Genomic DNA, 17,957 nt, shown 5'->3' on the forward strand with positions numbered 1-17,957 from the left:
GCCGGCCCTCCCCGCCGAGCCGCCGGTCAGCGCCGCGGCGGACGGACGCCGCGGAACTCCCAGTCGCCGCCCAGCGCGGTGGAGAGCACCTCCTCGGACTCGGTCGGCTGGGCGCCGACGTCGGTACGGACCGGGGTGGGGCCGGTGACGACATGGTTGCTGAGCCGGCCGAGGCCCTCGACCTCCACCTCGACCACATCACCGGGCTGGACGGGCCGGGAGCCCGCCGGTGTGCCGGACAGCAGCACGTCCCCGGGGTACAGGGTGATGGTGCGGGCGATGTCGGCGACCAGGTAGTGCATGTCCCAGGTCATCTCGTCGGTGGAGCCGTCCTGGACGGTCTCGCCGTTGACGTACGTCCGCAGCCGTTTCCCGGTGAAGTCCCAGTCGGTGACCAGGCCGGGGCCGAGCGGGCACAGGGTGTCGGAGCCCTTGACGCGGAGCATGGACCCGGCGTCGGTGTCCCGGAAGTCGTGCAGCCCGAAGTCGTTGGCGACGGTGTACCCGGCGATGTGCGCCGCCGCGTCGGCCGGGGCGATGTTGCGGGCGGTGCGGCCGATGACGATGGCGACCTCGCCCTCGTAGTTGAGCCACTTGCAGCCCTCGGGGCGGACCACGGCCCCCTGGTGGGCGTTGAGCGCGGAGGTGGGCTTGTGGAAGTAGGTGGGCGTGCCGGACAGCGCGATCCGGAACTCCTCGACCCGGCTGCGGTGGTTGAGGTGGACGGCGATCACCTTGGACGGGACGACCGGCGGCAGATGGCGGGCGCTGTCGGCCTTGACGCGGCGGCCGTCCCCGGCGACGAGTTCGTCACCGTCCCGGACGGTCTCCACGACGGCCCCGTCGAGGAGGACGCGGCGGTACTCGGTCATGACTGCTCCTGGCGGGGGGTGACAGAGGCGGTGACGGACGCGGGGGCGGTCCAGCCGTCGGCCGGGCGGTCGAACCAGAGCAGGACCTGACCGGTGCCGATGGCGTTCTCGTACTCGCCGTACTGCCGGGCGGGCGCGGTGCAGGCGTGTTCGCCGAGCGCTCCGGCCATCATCAGATAGTGGAAGAACCGGGCCTCCGGCTTGTGCGGCCAGAAGGCGTCCATGGTGTCGATCACCCGGTCGTGCCGTCCCTCCTTGAACCAGGCGATCCGCTCCAGGTCCGCGGCCCGTGCCTCGGGGGTGAAGATGTGCGCGGGGTCGCTGGCCTCGTGGGCGCGGAGTTCGCGCAGCGGCCAGAAGGAGTGCGACAGGGCACCGGAGGCGACCAGCAGCACCCGGCGGCCGGGCGTGGCGGCGATACCGTCGGCGAGCGCCCGGCCGAGCCGCAGATGGTCCTCCATGTCCCCGGTCTGGCAGACCCCGATGGTCACCCACCGCTTGTCGGGCAGGCCCTCCCCCAGGAACTTCCAGAGGTTGATGGTGGCGTAGTAGACGGGCAGGTAGGCGTCGTCGACAGGGGCGATCCAGGTGCCGTGCCGGTCCGCGAACGAGGCGATGTTCCGGGCGAGTTCGGGGTCACCGGGATAGTCGTACGGCATTCGGCACATGCCCCGGGGGAGTTCCTCGGAGGTGAAGAGTCCGGCCCGGCGGTCCTGGGCGGTGACGACGAACTCGATGGTGGTCGCCCAGTGCGAGTCGAGGACGACGACGGTGTCGTAGTCGTCCCGTTCGAAGACCTCGGCGCGCAGTTGGTTGAGGCCGGTGACGAGGGTGATCTCCTTGCCCTCGTTCAGTGCGAGGCGGTCCGCCTCGGGGAGCACGATGGTGGGGACATGGGCGAGCAGCCCGGCCCCGACGATCTCACCCATGGTCCTGCCATCCCTTCGCGGCGGTGACGGTGTTCTTGAGGTCGCAGTAGAAGTCGAAGCTCCAGGTGCCGCCCTCGCGGCCCACCCCGGACTCGCGGCTGCCGCCGAAGGGGGCCTTCAGGTCCCGGACGAAGAAGCAGTTGACCCAGACCGTCCCGGCCGTCAGCCGTGCGGCGACCCGGGCGGCGCGCTCGCGGTCCCCGGTGGCGAGGGTGGCGGCGAGCCCGAACCGGGTGTCGTCGGCGAGCCGTACCGCCTCGTCCTCGTCGGTGAAGGTCTGGAGGGTGAGGACGGGGCCGAAGACCTCCTCCTGGACGATCTCCGCATCCTGGGCCACGTCGGTGAGGAGGGTCGGGGCGTAGTAGCGGCCGTCGACCGGGTGGCCGCCGAGCACCGCGCGGGCCCCGGCGTCCAGCGCCCGCCGGACGAACCCGTCGACCTTCTCCAGTTGGCGGGGGTGGATGGTGGGCCCGATGTCGGTGGCCGGGTCGCGGGGGTCGCCCTGCACGAGCCGGGCGGCCCGTTCGGTGAACCGGCGGGTGAACTCCGCGGCGACGGACTCCTCCACCAGCAGCCGGGTCGCGGCGAGACAGACCTGACCGGCGTTGTCGTACTGCTCCACGGCGAGATCGACGGCGAGGTCGAGGTCGGCGTCGGCGAAGACCAGCAGCGGGGACTTGCCGCCGAGTTCCAGGCTGAGCGGGGTGAGCCGGGCGGCGGCCGACGCGGCGATGCGGCGGGCGGTGGGGACGGAGCCGGTGAAGCTGATCCGGCGGACGTCGGGGTGGGCGGTGAGGGCGTCGCCGATCTCGGAGCCGTAGCCCTGGACGACGTTCAGCACACCGGGTGGCAGGCCCGCCTCGGCGGCGATGTCGGCGAGCAGCGAGGCGGTCAGCGGGGACCATTCGGCGGGCTTGAGGACGACGGTGTTCCCGGCGGCGAGCGCGGGCGCGACCTTCCAGGTGGCCAGCATGAGGGGCGCGTTCCAGGGGGTGATCAGGACGCTGGGTCCGGCCGGGTCCCAGGTGACGTGGTTGGTGTGGCCGCGGGTGTCGAAGTCCGGGTGGTCCAGGGCGAGGAGGTGGTCGGCGAAGTAGCGGAAGTTGTGGGCGACACGGGGCATCACGCCCCGGCGGTGGGAGCGGAGCAGGGCGCCGTTGTCGGTGGTCTCCACGAGCGCCAGTTCTTCGAGCCGTTTCTCGACGCCGTCGGCGACGGCGTGCAGGAGGCGGGCGCGTTCGGCGCGGGAGGTGGCGGCCCAGGCGGGGAAGGCGGCCTTGGCGGCGGCGACGGCCGTGGCGGCGTCGGTCGGGGTCGCGCGGGAGATCGCGCCGATGAGGGTCCCGTCGATCGGGGACAGGTCGTCGAAGGTCGTGGCGGAGGCGATCCGACGGCCTCCGATCCAGTGCCGGGTGTCGACGGGGACACCGGCGACGGTGATTCTGTGAGGCTGCTCGGGCTGCTCGGGTTGCTTGGGCATGGGAGGGGGCTCCTGGGAGGTTGGGGGAGGCGGAGAGGGAGAGGGGGGCGGGAGCGGGGGGCGGGAGCGGGGCAGGAGCGGGGTCTTGCCATCCCCGTGCCGGGGGTCGCCGTCCCCGTGCCGGGGGTCGCCGTCCCCGCGCGGGGGGTGCGCCGTCCCCGCGCGGGGGGTGCGCCGTCTCCGCGCCGGGGCTCACCGACCGCGCGGCCGGGGCTCGGTGGCGTGGCGGGGGGCGCCGATCCCGCGAGGTGGCTCGTTGGGGCGGCGAGGCGGCTCGGTGACGCGGGGTTCGCCGGTCCCGCGAGGGGACTCGATGCCGCGGCGAGGGGCTCGCCCATCCCGCGAGGCGGCTCGCTACCCCCGCTCCAGCAGCCGCCCCCCGTCCCAGACCACGCCCACCTGACGGAAGTACGCGGCGATCGGCTCCCGCACCTCAAGGCGGGCCAGTTCCTCGGTGGGGGACGCGAACAGCTCCAGCTCCGCGTCGCCCACCCACGCCGGTCCGGCCTCGAACGCGGCGGCGCCCGACTCGATCAGCTCGTCCAGGGCGAGACCGCCGCCCTTCTCGATCGCCGGGAGCCACCGGTGGTGGGCCATCGGATGCCCGTTGACGAACCCGTTGGTCTCGGACGGTTCCCGCAGCGTCACCACGGTCTGCGCGAGCCGCCGGTCCGCCGCGGCGAGCGTCGCCCCGAACCGGGCCCCGGCCTCGATCCGCGGGGCGGGCCCGTAGGGGTGCGGCCGGGTCTGGTGGATGGAGCCCAGCTTCTTCGGATAGCCCTGGTGCAGTCCGCGCGCGAGGGCGAAGTCCTTGTCGACCCAGATGTACACGCACCGCGAGTACGTCCGCCCCTGGTAGCGGCAGCGGACCACCGCGAACGCCTCCTTGTACTGGGCCCGCACCGGGTCCAGCAGCTCCTCCCCGGACGCGGCGCAGGACTGCCAGTCGGCCCAGATCAGCGCCACCGCGCCGGGGTCGTCCTCGGCGAGTTCCAGCGGCTCGGGCAGCAGTTCGCGCACCCGGTCGGGGTCGGTGCGGTACTCGACGGTGAGCAGATCGCCGGAGTAGCGCCAGGGCGGGGCGGGGATCAGCGACGCCGCGCCGGTCGCGGTCTTGGGGTGGAAGTAGCCACGGACACTGGTCACTTGGGTTCCTCGGGTCGGGCGGCGGTCAGCGGGCGGGGGGCTGAGGCGGGGTCGGACGGCCCGCACCGAGACTGTCGTTTGGCTTCAAACAAAGCCGACCTTTCTCAAGGTAGGGACGGCCGGAGCCGGGGTCAATACCTATCCAGGCGGATAATTTCCGGGCCTGAACCCCTTGCGGCGGCCTCTGCGGCTCCCTACCGTTTGCCACCAAACGAAATGGGGGCGCCACACCTGATCCGCCCCTCGCCCCTCCCCCCTCCCCTCCCCCTCCCAGCTCTCCAGAGGAGACACGGTGAGCGACGCCTCCGCCTCCGCCAACCCGGCCGCCCGGCAGCAGCTCCGGCACCACATGGAACGGCTGGCCGCCGACGGCATCGACGTGGTCCGGGTGACCTATCCCGACCTCATGGGCACCGAACGCGCCCGGGACGTCCTGCTGGACCGGCTGCCCGCCGCCGTCGAGCACGGGCTCGCCTTCTGCCGGGCCGTGTACCACACCAGCCCGCAGGGCGACACGGTCGAGGTCCCCGGCGGACTGGACGCCGGGCTGCCCGACATCTGCGTACGGCCCGATCTGGACACCCTGGTGGCGCTGCCCTGGGAGCCGGGGGTCGCCGCCTGTCTGGGGGACGTCACCGACCCGGCCACCGGGGCACCGGCCCCGGAGTCGCCGCGCGATCTGCTGCGCCAGGTGATCGACCGCTGCCACACCCAGCTGGGACTGCGCCCGGTGGTGGGCCCGGAGCTGGAGTACTTCCTGTGCGAACCGGCGCCCGGCTCGGCCCGTGGCTGGCGCCGCTACGACGAGACCACCGGAGCCGTCTACACCGCCGGACTGCGCGCCGACGGCGACAACCATCTGCTGCGCGCCCTGCGGCTGCTGCGCGATCTGGACATCGGGGTGAGCGGCGGCAACCACGAGTACGACGGGGGCCAGTTCGAGATCAACCTCACCCACTCCGACGCGCTGTCTGCGGCCGACCGGGCGTTCCGGTTCAAGGCGGCGGTGAAGGAGGTGGCCCGCAAGGAGGGCCGGCTGGCCACATTCATGGCCAAGCCGTTCAACGACGCGGGCGGCTCCGGCTTCCATCTGCATCTGTCCTTCGAGACCCTGGGAACGGACCCCGACGCGACCCCCGACGCGACCCCCGAAGCGGCCCCCCACGCGACCCCCGACAGCCCTGGCGCCTCCGCCTTCGACGCCCCCTCCGCCCCCTACGGGCTGTCCAGGACCGCCCGGCACGCGCTGGCCGGAATACTCGCCCACACCCCCGCACTCGCCGCCCTCGCCAACCCGACGCTGAACTCGTACAAGCGGTTCGGGCCCGACACCCTGGCGCCCTGGCTGATCGACTGGGGCCTCGACAACCGCAGCGCGATGATCCGCGTCCCGCCCGAGCGCGGCGCCGGGACCCGGCTCGAACTGCGGCTCGGCGACGCCACCGCCAACCCCTATCTGCTGATCGCCGGTACCCTCGCCGCCGCGATGCTGGGCATCCGGGCCGGTGCCGAACCGCCTGCCCCGCTGGAGGGCTACGGCTACGACAGCGCGCGCTCCGCCCTGCTGCCCGCGAGCCTGCCCGCCGCGCTGGACGCGCTGGAGGCGGACACCGGGCTGACCGATGTCCTCGGCAAGCCCTTCGTCGCGTCGTACCTCGCCTACAAGCGGGACGAGGTGGCACGGTTCCAGCGGTACGTGACCGACTGGGAGTTCACGGAGTACGCGTACCACCTCTGACCGTGACGATGTCGGTGGTGACGCCGCTGGCGGGGCCGACCGCCGGGGGAGCAGCCCCGAGGAGGACGCACCGGATGACCACCGCACCTTCCCCCGGCCCGGACGCCGTGCGCGAGCCGCTGCCGCTCGCCGACGTCGATCTCACCGACCTCGACCGCTTCACCGACGGGGTCACGCCCTGGCGGATGTTCCACACCCTGCGCCACCAGGACCCGGTGCACTGGCAGCCGGAGGCCGGGGGCGGATCGGGGTTCTGGGCGCTGACCCGGCACGCCGACATCGCCCGGGTGGAGCGGGACACGAAGACGTTCACCTCCACCAGGTTCGTGAACCTGGAGGAGGTGGACGACGACCAGATCGCCAAGCGGGCGTCCCTGCTGGAGCTGGACGGGGTCCGGCACCGGGCGCTGCGCGGGCTGCTCCAGCGGCAGTTCGGTCCGTCCGTCGTGGCCGGATACACGGACTTCCTGCGCGGGCTGACCGCGACCACCCTGGACGCGGCCCTGGCCAAGGGCACCTTCGACTTCGTACGGGAGGTGTCAGCGGACTTCCCGATCAATGTGCTGGCCCGGCTGCTGGACGTACCGCCCGAGGACAACCGGCGGCTGATCGACTGGGGCAACCGGATCATCGGCAACACCGACCCCGACTACGCGGACGTACTGCTGGACAGCGCGGAGAGCGAGCGCTACCGGGATCTTCCGTTCCGCTCCCCCGCCTCCCTGGAAGTGTTCGCGTACGGCCGTGAACTGGCCCGGCGGCGGCGCGGCGGCACGGGGACGGATCTGGTGTCCCGGCTGGTGAACGAGGTCCCGCGCGACGGAGTGCCGCTGTCCGACCGCGACTTCGACAACTACTTCCTGCTGCTGGTGGTGGCCGGGAACGAGACGACCCGGCACACCATCAGCCACGCCCTGCTGGCCCTCGTCCAGCACCCCGGGCAGCTCGCCCGGCTCCAGGAGGACCCGGCGCTGATCCCGGGGGCGGTCGAGGAGTTCCTGCGCTGGTCCTCCCCCGTCTACCACTTCCGGCGCACCGCCACCCGGGATGTGGAACTGGGCGGCAGGCACGTCCGGGAGGGCGAGAAGGTGGTGATGTGGTTCGCCTCGGGCAACCGGGACGAGGAGGTGTTCGACGATCCGTACACCTTCGACGTCACCCGGCACCCCAACGACCATGTCACCTTCGGCAAGGGCGGACCGCATGTGTGCCTGGGCGGTCTGCTGGCCCGCACCGAGGTGCGGATCATGTTCGAGGAGCTGATCCCGAGGCTGTCCTCGGTACGGCTGGCGGGTGCGGTGCCGCGGGTCCGCTCCAACTTCGTGAACGGGATCAAGCGGCTGCCGGTGGAGGTGACGGTGGGGTAGGGGTGCTGGGGTAGGGGTGCTGGGGTAGGGGTGCTGCCTTCTCAGGCGGAGAGTTCGGCCGCCTCCTCCGCCGACAGCCGTAGAGGTTCCGCCGCCGCCGAGCGCGAAGCCGCCCCCTGGGGGACGGTGGCGGGGTCGGCGGGACGCCGGGTGTGCCAGTCCGTGACGGCCTGGTACGCGGCGACGACCTCCAGCAGCCGGTCCTCCTCATAGGGCTGGCCGCCCAGCAGCACCCCGGACGGGACCCCGCCCACGAACCCGGCGGGGAAGCCGATCAGCGGCAGTCCGAGCAGGTCGAAGGGGACCACATCGGTCTGGAGGACCACATCGCAGTCGTCGAGGAATCCATCGAGGACCTCGCGCAGCAGATGGTTCTTGGCGCGCTGCGCGGTGAGCCACTCGTCGCCCGAGAGCATCAGCCCCTGGAGCCAGCTCAGCAGGGACACCCCGAACTTGGTGGGGTCCTCGCGCAGCCAGTGCCGGAAGGGCTCGGTGCGCTCGGCGAGCCGGGCCGCGTTGAAGGTGGTGGTCAGCAGGGACCAGTCGGCGGGGTAGGCGATGTCGACCAGGGTCACACCGGAGATGCCGTCGAGGGTGTCGAGCAGCGCGGAGCGCACGGCGGCGGTGGCGGAGGAGCCGAGGAAGTTGGCGGGGACGCCGATCCGGGTGGCGTGCCGCACCTGGACCGTGCCGCGCCGGGAGCGGACCGGGGTGGCGGCCCTGACCAGGTCGGGCACGCCCGGCAGCCCGAGGGTGCGGGGGTCGTTCGGGTCGGGTCCGGCCATCACGGACAGCATGAGGGCGGCGTCCATGGCGTCCCGGGCGAGCGGCCCGGGGTGGTCGCGGGTGAAGGACAGCGGGATGACGCCGTATACGGAGGCGCGGCCCATGGTGGGCTTGAGACCGGTGAGATTCTGCCGGTTGGCGGGCAGCACGATGGAGCCGCCGGTCTGGGTGCCGATCGCGGAGGCCGCCAGCCGTCCGGCGACCGCGCAGGCGGAACCGGTGGAGGAACCGCCGGGATCGGTGGCCGGGTTGTCCGGCGTCCAGGCGTTGACCGTGGTCACGGTCCCGTTGGGCAGGGTCGCGCGGGTGGTGGCCAGCGGCCCCATCTGCCCCTTGCCCAGCACGATCCCCCCGGCCGCGGTGAGCCGCGCGACGGCGGTGGCGTCGTACTCGGGCACGAAGTCCGCGAAGATGTACGAGTTGCAGCGGGTCGGCACGCCCTGGGTGAAGTAGTTGTCCTTGACGCACAGCGGTACGCCGTTGAGGACCCCGCGTCGGCCGGTGGACCGGCGGTCGGCCGCGCGGGCGGCGGTGAGCGCGGCGTCGGCGGTCACCTCGGCGAACGCCTGGTAGACGCCGTCGTACCGCTCGATCCGGGCGAGGTACGCCTCGGTGAGCGCGACCGAGGTCAGCTTGCGCTGCCGCATCAGGACGGCGGCCTCGGTGAGCGTGGCCTCGGTGGGATCGCGCCGGGCGGCGTCGCGGACCTGGATGTCGGGCAGATAGGGCGCGGCGCTCCGGCTCGCGGCCGCGGGGGCGGCGACCGCGGGCGACGGCAGCGTCAGCCCTCCGGCGACGGCACCGGTGACGGCGGCGGAACCGGCGAGGAAGGTACGGCGGTTGAGGGCGCGGCGCGGGTCGGCGCGGTCGCTTCGACGGGCGCTGACGTCTTGGGGGGCGCTCACTCGTCGTCCGCCTCTCCGGTCCAGGACTCGGTGATGGACGGGTACAGCAGCGGGGCGGCGGCCTGCTGGGCGTAGACCGCCTCGGGCTTACGGGTCGCGGGCGGCGCCCAGGCGGCCAGCGCGGGCGGCGACGAGGTGACGAACGACCGCAGGGAGGCGAGTGCCTGAGCCCGGGTCGGGACCCCGGTCCGGGGGTCGGGGGTCTCGGGCAGCAGATCCAGATCGACTCCGGCGAGTGCGAGTCGGGTGCGTATGTAGGCGTCCACCTGCTCGGCGGTGGGCGGCGGCGGCTGGCTCAACGTGTCCTCCCTCGGTGGGTGTGGGGGGCGGTGGGTGTAGCGGGCCGCGGGCGTGGGGGCCGGTCGGCGTGCGGGCCGGTCGGCGTGGGGGCCGGTCCGCGTGGGGGCGCTCGCGATTGGCCAGACTTCATCACCCATCGATATCCGCCCCATTAAGCCCGGGTGTCACAGTTGTTGCCCTGATGCGCGGCGGGCCGTGACGCCATCCCCGAGACCACCCACACCCCGTCAGCGAGTCACCCGAACTAGCACAACTCCCCACCCACAAGGACCATTTGTCGTCAACCTTCACCCGTCTTAGGTCAATCTTTGCCGCCTCATAGCAGTCGACATACTTTCCCTTGACCCTGAGCGGAGAGACGGAAGCCTCAGACGCAGAAGGAGCCCGGCATGACGCGCCTCTCCAGGAAGCTGTCCATGGGATGGTCCGCGGCGGTGGGGGTCACCGCCGCCGCCCTGCTCAGTGTCCTGACCGCCGCGCCCCCGGCCCAGGCCACCGCGCAGCAGCTCAGTTGTGGTCAGACGGTCACCACCAGCGTCGTCCTCGGCGCCGATCTGCTCGACTGCCCCGGCGACGGACTGATCGTCGGCGCGCACGGCATCACCATCGACCTGGCCGGCCACACCGTGGACGGTGTCGGTCTTGGCACCGGCATCCGCAACGACGGCTTCGACCACACCACGGTCACCAACTCCGCCGGAACCCCGGCCCAGGTCCAGGAGTTCGACCACGGCGTCCGGCTCGACCCCGGCACCTCGGGCGCCGTCGTGGAGAGACTCACCCTCCAGTTCAACGAATGGGCGGGCGTCGCACTCGACGACGCGGACACCGGCAACCACGTACGGAACAACACGATCACCCGGCAGTCCCAGCGCGGTATCACGGTGACCGGCGGTTCGAGCGACAACACCATCGCCGACAACACGGTGACCGCGAACCAGGGCGAGGGGATCTACGTCGAGAACTCCACGGGCAACCGGATCGAGCGCAACTCCGTCACCGACAGCGGGGACACCGCCCTGATCCTGGACGGCTCCAGCGGCAACACCCTGCTGTCCAACACGGTCAGCGGCAGCAGCGACGGGGCGATCGTGCTCCGGTCCGGCTCGCACGACAACCTCGTCCAGTCCAACACCGGCTCCCAGAACTCGGACGCCGGGCTGTCCCTCACCGACTCCAGCCGGAACCGCGTCCTGTCCAACACCTTCCAGGGCAGCGGCGACAGCGGTATCGCCCTCCAGTACGCCCATGACAGCACCCTCAGCGGCAATGACGTCAGCGGGAACCCCGGCGGCATCGAGCTGATCCACTCCGACCGCAATGTCATCAGCTCCAACCTCGCGAACGACTCCACGGGCGACGGCATCAGCGTGGAGCAGTCCCTCTCCACCACGCTGGAACTCAACCAGGTCAACCGCAACGACGCCCGGGGCATCTATGTCGTCGGCGACGCCGCCCCGGGCACCGGCACCAAGATCCTGCGCAACACGGCCAGTGGCAACGCGGCCGACGGCATCCATGTCTCCAAGTCCGTCCACACCCTCCAGGGCAACACCACCCGCGACAACAGCGGCTGGGGCGTCTACGCCGAGCAGGGCAACACGGACGGCGGCGGCAACCGGGCGAGCGGCAACGGGGAGGCGGCACAGTGCAGCGGGGTGGTCTGCACACCGTGACGGACGGGGCGGGGTGACGTCCGTACGGGAGGAGCGAGAGACCAGGGCGCGTGAATCGATCGTACCGGCAATCGATTCACGCGCGATCTCTTGAAGAGCCAGCGCATTCGAGCGTAGGCTGCGGCCATTCCACGGCGGGGTCATCACCACCCACCCGGCCGCCCCGCTCCAGCTGAGCCGCCCGAGGTGCCCATGCCCGACCCCCGTCAACCCGACCTCCCCGGCCTCCCCCGTCACCCCCGTAACCCCCGTCTCCCCGCCCTCCTGGCCCGCGAGTCCGCCGAGGCCGAGCGCCGCGGCCCCCGCTCCAAGGCCGCCTACGGCCGGGCCGAGCACCTCTTCGGGCGGGTGCCGATGACCTGGATGAACAAGAACGCCGGCGCCTACCCCCGCTACCTCGCCACGGCACGCGGCGCCCGCGTCACCGACATCGACGGGCACGAGTACATCGACTTCTGTCTCGGCGACACCGGCGCCATGGCCGGTCACTCCCCCGCCCCGGTCGCGGAGGCGGTACGGCGGCGGTTCACCGAGCAGGGCGGGGCGACGGCCATGCTGCCGACGGAGGACGCCGAATGGGTCGGCGCGGAGCTGACCCGGCGGTTCGGGCTGGCCCGCTGGAGCTTCTCGCTGACCGCCACCGACGCCAACCGCTGGGCGATCCGGCTGGCGCGGGCCATCACGGACCGCCCCAAGATCCTCGTCAACAGCTACAGCTACCACGGCAGCGTGGACGAGTCCCTGATCGTCGTCGGCCCCGACGGCACCGGCACCGCCCGCCCCGGCAATGTGGGCGCCCCCTGCGAGGTGACCCTGACCAGCCGGGTCGCCGAGTTCAACGATCTGGCGGGGCTGGAGCGCGAACTCGCGCACGGCGATGTCGCCGCCGTCCTGATGGAACCCGCGCTGACCAACATCGGCATCGTGCTCCCCGAACCCGGCTATCTGACCGGCGTACGCGAGCTGACCCGGCGGTACGGCACGCTGCTGATCAACGACGAGACACACACCTTCTCGGCGGGTCCGGGCGGCTGCACCGCGGCCTGGGACCTGGAGCCCGACCTCCTCACCATCGGCAAGGCCATCGGCGGCGGCATCCCGGCCGGTGCCTACGGGCTCTCCGCCGAGCTGGCCGACCGGCTGCTCGCCCGCGCCGACCTCGATCTGATCGACATGGGCGGTGTCGGCGGCACCCTGGCGGGCAACGCGCTGTCGGTCGCGGCGACCCGGGCGACCCTGGAACACGTCCTCACGGACGAGGCGTTCGCCCGGATGGACACGCTGTCCGCGCGGTTCGAGGCGGGCGTACGGATCGGGATCGAGACGTACGGGCTGCCCTGGTCGGTGAGCCGTCTCGGGGCCCGCAGCGAGTACCGGTTCACCGCGCCCGCGCCCCGCACCGGCACCGAGTCCGAGGCCGCCGGGGACCCGGAGCTGGAGGACTTCCTCCACCTCTATCTGGCCAACCGGGGCATCCTGCTCACCCCGTTCCACAACATGGCCCTGATGTGCCCGGACACCACCGCGCGGGATGTCGACACGCACACGGAGCTCTTCGCGGCGGCGCTGGCCGAGCTGACCGGCTGAGCGCCGACCGCCCGGGGATAGGGTGACGCGGAGCCGACCGACGGCCCCAGGGGGGTCCGGGCAGGTCCGGGCAGGTCCGGGCGAGGACGAGAGGACGCGGGTACGTGGACGAGATCGACCGGGCCATCCTGCGCGAGCTCCAGACCGACGGCCGGATCGCGTACGCCGATCTCGGTCCACGGGTCGGGCTGTCCGCGTCGGCCGCCCGGCAGCGCCTCCAGCGGCTGCTGGACTCCCGGACCGTCCAGGTCGTCGGTGTCACCGACCCGATGTCGATGGGCGGTCAGGCGATGGCGCTGCTGGGGATCGGGGTCGACGGCGATCCGCGGGCCGTCGCGGACGCGCTGGCCGGGCATCCCGAGGTGATCTACTCGGTGTTCACGTCCGGCGGCTTCGATCTCTTCGCGGAGGTCGTCACCCCGGCCCCCAAGGACCTGCTGGACTTCGTCAACGACACGGTCCGCGCCATCGAGGGCGTACGACAGGTCCAGTCGTTCCCGTACTTCGGTATCCACACCCACCGCTTCCTGTGGGACGTGGGCTGAGCGTCACCGCACCGGCTCCGGGGTCAGCACCAGCATCGTCACATCGTCCCCGACCTCCCCGCACCGCTCCAGCAGGTCCGCCCACATCCCGGCGGTGAGCGCGTCCGGCTCCAGCTCGGCGAAGGCCGGGAGCCGCCGGACCAGCGGATAGAACGCGCCGGAGCCGTCCCGGGCCTCCCACACCCCGTCGGAGGCCAGGAACAGCCGGTCGCCGGGCTCCAGGCCCAGGGTGATCTCCTTGGGCGGGTCGCCGCCGAACCCCCCGATGCCCAGCGGCAGCCCGGCGGGCACACCGACCTCACGGACCTGCCCGCCCCGCAGCAGCAACGGCGGCGGATGGCCCCGTACGACGATCCGCACCGAGCGGACATCGGCGGAGAACTCCAGCAGCACGGCGGTGGCGAACATCTCGGAGTCGCGGACGCCCGACGCGTCCGTGGTGAGTCTTCGCTCCATGCGCCCGGCGACCCCCGCCAGGTCCGGCTGGTCGAGCACCGCCTCGCGGAACGCCCCGAGCAGCGACACCACCGTGGGCACGGTCCCGAGCCCGTGCCCCTGGACGTCGGCCATCACCCCCCGTATCCCGTAGGGGCCGTCCCGTACGTCGAAGAAGTCCCCGCCGACCAGTGTGTCGCGCTGCGCCGCCCGGTACAGCCCGTAGCAGCCGACCCGTCCGACCCGCCCCGGCAGCGGCGGTACGACGGCCCGCTGCACGGCCTCGCCGACCGCGCGCTCGGTGACCAGCTGGGCGTCACGGCGACTGCGCACATAGGAGACGAACACGCTCAGTAGCACGACGAACACAAGGGCGAGCAGATCGGTGTTGCCCGGCTGGTTGAGATGGGTCCTCGGCACATTGAGCACGACCACCACGAGGGCCCCCATGACGGCCGTGGCCAGCGGGCCGTACGACAGCACGGTCAGCGGTGGGATGGCGCCCAGCAGAAAGCCGATGTCGAGGGCGTTACGGCTGATCAGGGTGGCCGCGGTGACCCCCGCGAACAGGGCGATCGGCAGCACCCTCACCCAGCGTGGCGGCTCCGCTCCCGTCAGCCAGTCACGCTCGTGCCGGTGCCGGTGCCCAAGGCGACCGCGGACCGTTCCCACACACCCACGCTACGCCCGCCCCGTTCCCCTCGCCGCCGCCCACGAGATCCGGCCACCGGCATCCCGGCCACCACCCCGCTCTCCCCTACAACTGGGGTACGAGACACGGCCGTTGCGTCACCCTGGGGAGGGAGAGGAGAACCCACCCTGGCGAGGGTTCCGCGGCCGGGTGCCCGTCCGGGAAGATCCTTTGTGTCCGAACCCGCCGACGGAAGGATCGACAACGTGCGCAGACGACGTCTCGCGCCCCTGCTGGCCGTGAGTGTGATGGCGACGCTGGCCCCGGTGCTCGCCACCTCGACGGCCACCGCGAACGCCGCACCCCCCACCGCCACGACCACCACCACAGCCGCCACCGCCCAGGGCGCCCTGGACCGCTATCTGCGGCAGGACCCGCGCTGGACGCGGTGCCGTCCGGACACCCCGCCGGAGTTCGAGTGCGCCACGATCAAGGTGCCGCTGAACTACCGCGACCCCGGCGGGAAACGGCTCGACCTGGCGATATCCCGGATCAAGAGCACCGCCCCGGACCAGCGGCGAGGGGTGCTGCTGGCCAACCCGGGCGGACCGGGCGGGCCCGGCCTGTACATGCCGCTGTCCCTCCAGGAGGGCCTGCCGCAGCCCCTCCAGAAGCGGTACGACCTCATCGGCTTCGATCCGCGCGGGGTGGGCCAGAGCAGCCCGGTCTCCTGCGGTCTGACGCCGGAGGAGGAGGACTGGCTGCGCCCGTACAAGAAGGAGACGTTCGCCAAGGACGTCACCTGGGCGCGCACGGTCGCGGACAAGTGCCGGGAGAACGCGGGCGACGCCCTCCCCCAGATGACCACCCGCAACACGGCCCGGGACATGGACCTGCTCCGGGCGGTCCTCGGCGAGAAGAAGATCTCGTACCTCGGCTACTCGTACGGCACCTATCTGGGCGCGGTCTACACCCAGCTCTTCCCGGCGCGCGCCGACCGGTTCGTGCTGGACAGCGCGGTCGATCCGGCGCGGGCGTGGCGCGGGATGATCCAGTGGTGGGCTGAGGGCGCGGAGCCCGCGTTCGACCGCTGGACGGCATGGGCCGCCGAGCGGGACGGCCGGTACGACCTCGGGGACACCCCGAAGGCCGTCGAGCGCACCTTCTGGGACCTGGTCGAGCAGGCCGAGGAGGAGCCGATCGACCTGGGCGGTGAGCTGATCACCGGTGACCAGATCCGGATGGGGATGCGGGCGCTGGTCTTCACCCCGGTCACCGCCAGCGAGGCGCTGGCGGAGCTGAAGCGGGCCGCGGAGGGCCGTCCGGCGTCGGCGGCGAGGCTCGCCCCGTTCGCCCGTGCCGGTGCTCCCGGTGCTCCCGGCGCTCCCGGCGCTCCCGGTTCTCCCGGCGCGACGGCGGACCCGCTGCCGGAGCTGGTCGAGGTCCCGCCGGACAACATGACGGCGAGCTTCTGGGCCGTGGTCTGCGGCGACAACTCGGCGGTGTGGTCCGACGACCCGGAGTCCTACCGCCGGGACGCCATCGCCGACAAGGCGCGCTACCCGCTGTTCGGCGACTTCGCGTCCAGCATCAAGCCGTGCGCGTTCTGGGACGAGTCGGAGGAGCCGGTGACCCGGGTCAAGAACCGGGTCGGCTCGCTGGTCGTGCAGAACGAGTGGGACTCCCAGACCCCGCTGCCCAGCGGCCAGGCGCTGCACGCGGTCCTGAAGGGCTCGCGGATGGTGACCGTCCTCGGGGGCGAGGGCCACGGCATCTACCCCAGCGGCAACGCGTGCACGGACGGCACGATCGAACGCTACCTGGGCACCGGCAGACTCCCGGCCCGCGATATGACCTGCGCGGCGACCCCGGCGTCGAACGCGGAGGCCCGCGCGAACCAGGCACCGGGCGAGGTCCCCGGCTCCCCGGTCCCGCAACGGGGCACGGACCGCTTCTGACGCCCCGCTGAGACAGGGGCACGCCACATGAGGTGAGACAACAGGGGCACGACACATGAGGGGGGCGGGACCTCGCCCGAGGTCCCGCCCTTCCACCCATACCGGATGGACCCGATCCGATCCGACCCAATCTGAACCGAACCGAACCGAACCGAATCGATCCGAACCGCTTCCGCTACGCGGGGTCGATACGGAAGACGCTGCCGCCGATCGCGAGCACATACAGCTCGCCGTCGCCGCCCTGGGCGAAGGAGATGACCTCGCCCCCATTGACGCCGAGGTCGTACGTGCCGGTCACTTCGCCGTTCCTCGTCCGCAGGGTGCGGACGGTTCCGTCGCAGTAGTCGCTGTACACGTACTGCCCGCGCAGCGCCGGGATCGCCCGGCCCCGGTAGACGAAGCCACCGGTCACCGAGCAGCCCCAGTTGGCGCGGTCGTACTCGTACACCGGCGGGACATGGTTCGCGGGTTCGGTGCCACCGCGGAACGGATGGGTGCCTTCCATCTGGCCCCAGCCATAGTTCTCGCCACCGTCACCGTCCGCGGGGGCCCAGTCGATCTCCTCCCAGTCGTTCTGGCCGACATCGCCCAGCCACAGGTCGCCCTTGCCCGCGTCGAAGGAGAACCGCCACGGGTTGCGCAGCCCGTACGCCCAGATCTCGCCCCGCGCGCCCGGTACGTCCACGAACGGGTTGTCGGACGGGATCGCGTACGGTGTGCCGCCCCTCGGGTCGATCCGCAGCAGCTTGCCCAGCAGAGTGCCGAGGTTCTGCCCGTTGCCGTGCGGATCGCCGCCGGAGCCGCCGTCGCCGAGCGCGATGTAGAGATAGCCGTCGGGACCGATCTTGATGTCGCCGCCGTTGTGGTTGACGTAGGGCTGGGTCTGGGTGATGACCGTGCGCCGGGTGTGCGGCAGGAGCCTGCCGTTGCGGACGGCGAACTCGTCCACGGTGCTGGTGCCTTCGAGGTCCGTGTAGGAGATGTAGAAGTGCGCGAACCGTTTGTCGAACGCGATGCCCAGCAGTCCGCGTTCACCGTCGGTGGTGGTCTCCGCGGAGATGTCGAGGACCGGGCTGCTGAGCCCGCCCTCGCCCAGCACCCGTACGGTACCGGCGCGTTCGGCGATCCACAGCCGCCCGCCGGGACCGGCGGCCCCGGCGATCGGGTTCTTGGCCGTGGCCACGGTCGTGAGGGCGACCTTCGGGGGCTGGCGGGGCTTGTCGACGGCGGTGGCCCGATCGGCCGCCGCCGTCCGTGGTGGGTCGGCGCGCTCGTCGGCCGACGCCGTGGTCAGGGCGAGGGTCATGACGAGACCGAGGGTGCCGACGATCGCCGAGCTTCTGGTGCGAACTCTCACCGTGAGCCTCCTGGAGGCGGAGATCGGCAGGTCACATCGCCGGGCGCGGACCGCACGGCGGCGGGCGGGCGGGGACGGGACCTGGGTGGGGGGGGTGGGGGGTCGGTTGAAGTGCGGTGCCGTGGTGCCGTGGTGGGGTGGGGTGTTGGTGGCTGCGGATGAGGATACTGGGGCGCGGGTGTTTGGTATAGACCATCTACGGCCGATCTCTCGACCGCCGTCCCACTCCCGCCCCGTCGCCCCGC

The 17,957-nt window shown here is 72.2% G+C and carries 14 protein-coding genes; 6 read left to right on the forward strand and 8 right to left on the reverse strand.

Going from position 1 to position 17,957, the window contains the following annotated elements:
* Positions 1 to 26 precede the first annotated feature (26 nt).
* The 4 genes from AB0D49_RS01500 to AB0D49_RS01515 all read right to left on the reverse strand — a co-directional run bounded on the left by AB0D49_RS01500 (position 27) and on the right by AB0D49_RS01515 (position 4,427).
* Entirely contained in the window at positions 27 to 872 is an 846-nt protein-coding gene (locus AB0D49_RS01500; protein ID WP_362748858.1) for a fumarylacetoacetate hydrolase family protein, read from the reverse strand.
* A complete protein-coding gene (locus AB0D49_RS01505) occupies positions 869 to 1,801 on the reverse strand; it encodes a 3,4-dihydroxyphenylacetate 2,3-dioxygenase (protein ID WP_362748861.1) in 933 nt (310 codons plus the stop codon). The genes AB0D49_RS01500 and AB0D49_RS01505 overlap by 4 nt, the downstream gene beginning before the upstream one ends.
* Positions 1,794 to 3,281 carry an aldehyde dehydrogenase gene (locus AB0D49_RS01510; protein ID WP_362748864.1) on the reverse strand — a complete coding sequence of 496 codons (1,488 nt, stop codon included), beginning with the start codon at positions 3,279 to 3,281 and terminating at the stop codon, positions 1,794 to 1,796. The genes AB0D49_RS01505 and AB0D49_RS01510 overlap by 8 nt, the downstream gene beginning before the upstream one ends.
* A gap of 354 nt (positions 3,282 to 3,635) precedes the next feature.
* Positions 3,636 to 4,427, reverse strand: a complete 792-nt coding sequence (locus tag AB0D49_RS01515; protein ID WP_362748867.1) for an acetoacetate decarboxylase family protein — start codon at positions 4,425 to 4,427, stop codon at positions 3,636 to 3,638.
* Between the two features lie 349 nt (positions 4,428 to 4,776).
* Between AB0D49_RS01515 and AB0D49_RS01520 the strand changes: the two genes are divergently transcribed.
* The gene (locus tag AB0D49_RS01520) at positions 4,777 to 6,165 is read left to right on the forward strand and encodes a glutamine synthetase family protein (RefSeq protein ID WP_362749319.1); all 1,389 of its coding nucleotides are present in this window, start codon (positions 4,777 to 4,779) and stop codon (positions 6,163 to 6,165) included.
* A gap of 74 nt (positions 6,166 to 6,239) precedes the next feature.
* Positions 6,240 to 7,532 carry a cytochrome P450 gene (locus tag AB0D49_RS01525; protein ID WP_362748870.1) on the forward strand — a complete coding sequence of 431 codons (1,293 nt, stop codon included), beginning with the start codon at positions 6,240 to 6,242 and terminating at the stop codon, positions 7,530 to 7,532.
* A 41-nt stretch (positions 7,533 to 7,573) separates the two neighbouring features.
* Here AB0D49_RS01525 and AB0D49_RS01530 read toward each other — a convergent pair whose 3' ends face one another.
* Complete coding sequence (locus AB0D49_RS01530) at positions 7,574 to 9,223, reverse strand: amidase (protein ID WP_362748873.1); 1,650 nt, start codon at positions 9,221 to 9,223, stop codon at positions 7,574 to 7,576.
* Positions 9,220 to 9,522, reverse strand: coding sequence for a hypothetical protein (locus AB0D49_RS01535; RefSeq protein WP_362748876.1), 303 nt, complete (start codon positions 9,520 to 9,522; stop codon positions 9,220 to 9,222). Before AB0D49_RS01535 ends, AB0D49_RS01530 begins: the two co-directional genes overlap by 4 nt.
* A 390-nt stretch (positions 9,523 to 9,912) precedes the next feature.
* Here AB0D49_RS01535 and AB0D49_RS01540 point away from each other — a divergent pair, with 390 nt between their 5' ends.
* The 3 genes from AB0D49_RS01540 to AB0D49_RS01550 all read left to right on the forward strand — a co-directional run bounded on the left by AB0D49_RS01540 (position 9,913) and on the right by AB0D49_RS01550 (position 13,331).
* Positions 9,913 to 11,199, forward strand: coding sequence for a right-handed parallel beta-helix repeat-containing protein (locus tag AB0D49_RS01540; RefSeq protein WP_362748879.1), 1,287 nt, complete (start codon positions 9,913 to 9,915; stop codon positions 11,197 to 11,199).
* 192 nt (positions 11,200 to 11,391) lie between these two features.
* On the forward strand, positions 11,392 to 12,786 hold the full coding sequence (locus AB0D49_RS01545) for a transaminase (RefSeq protein WP_362748882.1): 1,395 nt from the start codon (positions 11,392 to 11,394) through the stop codon (positions 12,784 to 12,786).
* A gap of 104 nt (positions 12,787 to 12,890) precedes the next feature.
* The gene (locus AB0D49_RS01550) at positions 12,891 to 13,331 is read left to right on the forward strand and encodes an Lrp/AsnC family transcriptional regulator (protein ID WP_362748885.1); all 441 of its coding nucleotides are present in this window, start codon (positions 12,891 to 12,893) and stop codon (positions 13,329 to 13,331) included.
* Positions 13,332 to 13,334: 3 nt separating this feature from the next.
* On the opposite strand, the gene AB0D49_RS01555 is transcribed toward AB0D49_RS01550, so the two are convergent.
* Positions 13,335 to 14,438, reverse strand: a complete 1,104-nt coding sequence (locus tag AB0D49_RS01555; RefSeq protein ID WP_362748888.1) for a PP2C family protein-serine/threonine phosphatase — start codon at positions 14,436 to 14,438, stop codon at positions 13,335 to 13,337.
* Between the two features lie 225 nt (positions 14,439 to 14,663).
* On the opposite strand from AB0D49_RS01555, the gene AB0D49_RS01560 reads away from it, so the two are divergent.
* Positions 14,664 to 16,355: an alpha/beta hydrolase gene (locus AB0D49_RS01560; protein ID WP_362748891.1), complete on the forward strand. Its 1,692-nt coding sequence runs from the start codon at positions 14,664 to 14,666 to the stop codon at positions 16,353 to 16,355.
* 175 nt (positions 16,356 to 16,530) lie between these two features.
* Here the strand turns inward: AB0D49_RS01560 and AB0D49_RS01565 are convergent, their stop codons facing one another.
* A complete protein-coding gene (locus tag AB0D49_RS01565; protein WP_362748894.1) occupies positions 16,531 to 17,712 on the reverse strand; it encodes a PQQ-dependent sugar dehydrogenase in 1,182 nt (393 codons plus the stop codon).
* Positions 17,713 to 17,957: the final 245 nt, after the last annotated feature.

Source organism: Streptomyces sp. NPDC048290 (assembly GCF_040652095.1).
Classification (GTDB): Bacteria; Actinomycetota; Actinomycetes; order Streptomycetales; family Streptomycetaceae; genus Streptomyces.

Coding starts and splice junctions, on each gene's coding strand:
- AB0D49_RS01545 (WP_362748882.1), top strand. CDS start 11,392: ATGCCCGACCCCCGTCAACCCGACCTCCCCGGCCTCCCCCGTCACCCC.
- AB0D49_RS01505 (WP_362748861.1), bottom strand. CDS start 1,801: ATGGGTGAGATCGTCGGGGCCGGGCTGCTCGCCCATGTCCCCACCATC.
- AB0D49_RS01540 (WP_362748879.1), top strand. CDS start 9,913: ATGACGCGCCTCTCCAGGAAGCTGTCCATGGGATGGTCCGCGGCGGTG.
- AB0D49_RS01500 (WP_362748858.1), bottom strand. CDS start 872: ATGACCGAGTACCGCCGCGTCCTCCTCGACGGGGCCGTCGTGGAGACC.
- AB0D49_RS01520 (WP_362749319.1), top strand. CDS start 4,777: ATGGAACGGCTGGCCGCCGACGGCATCGACGTGGTCCGGGTGACCTAT.
- AB0D49_RS01510 (WP_362748864.1), bottom strand. CDS start 3,281: ATGCCCAAGCAACCCGAGCAGCCCGAGCAGCCTCACAGAATCACCGTC.
- AB0D49_RS01525 (WP_362748870.1), top strand. CDS start 6,240: ATGACCACCGCACCTTCCCCCGGCCCGGACGCCGTGCGCGAGCCGCTG.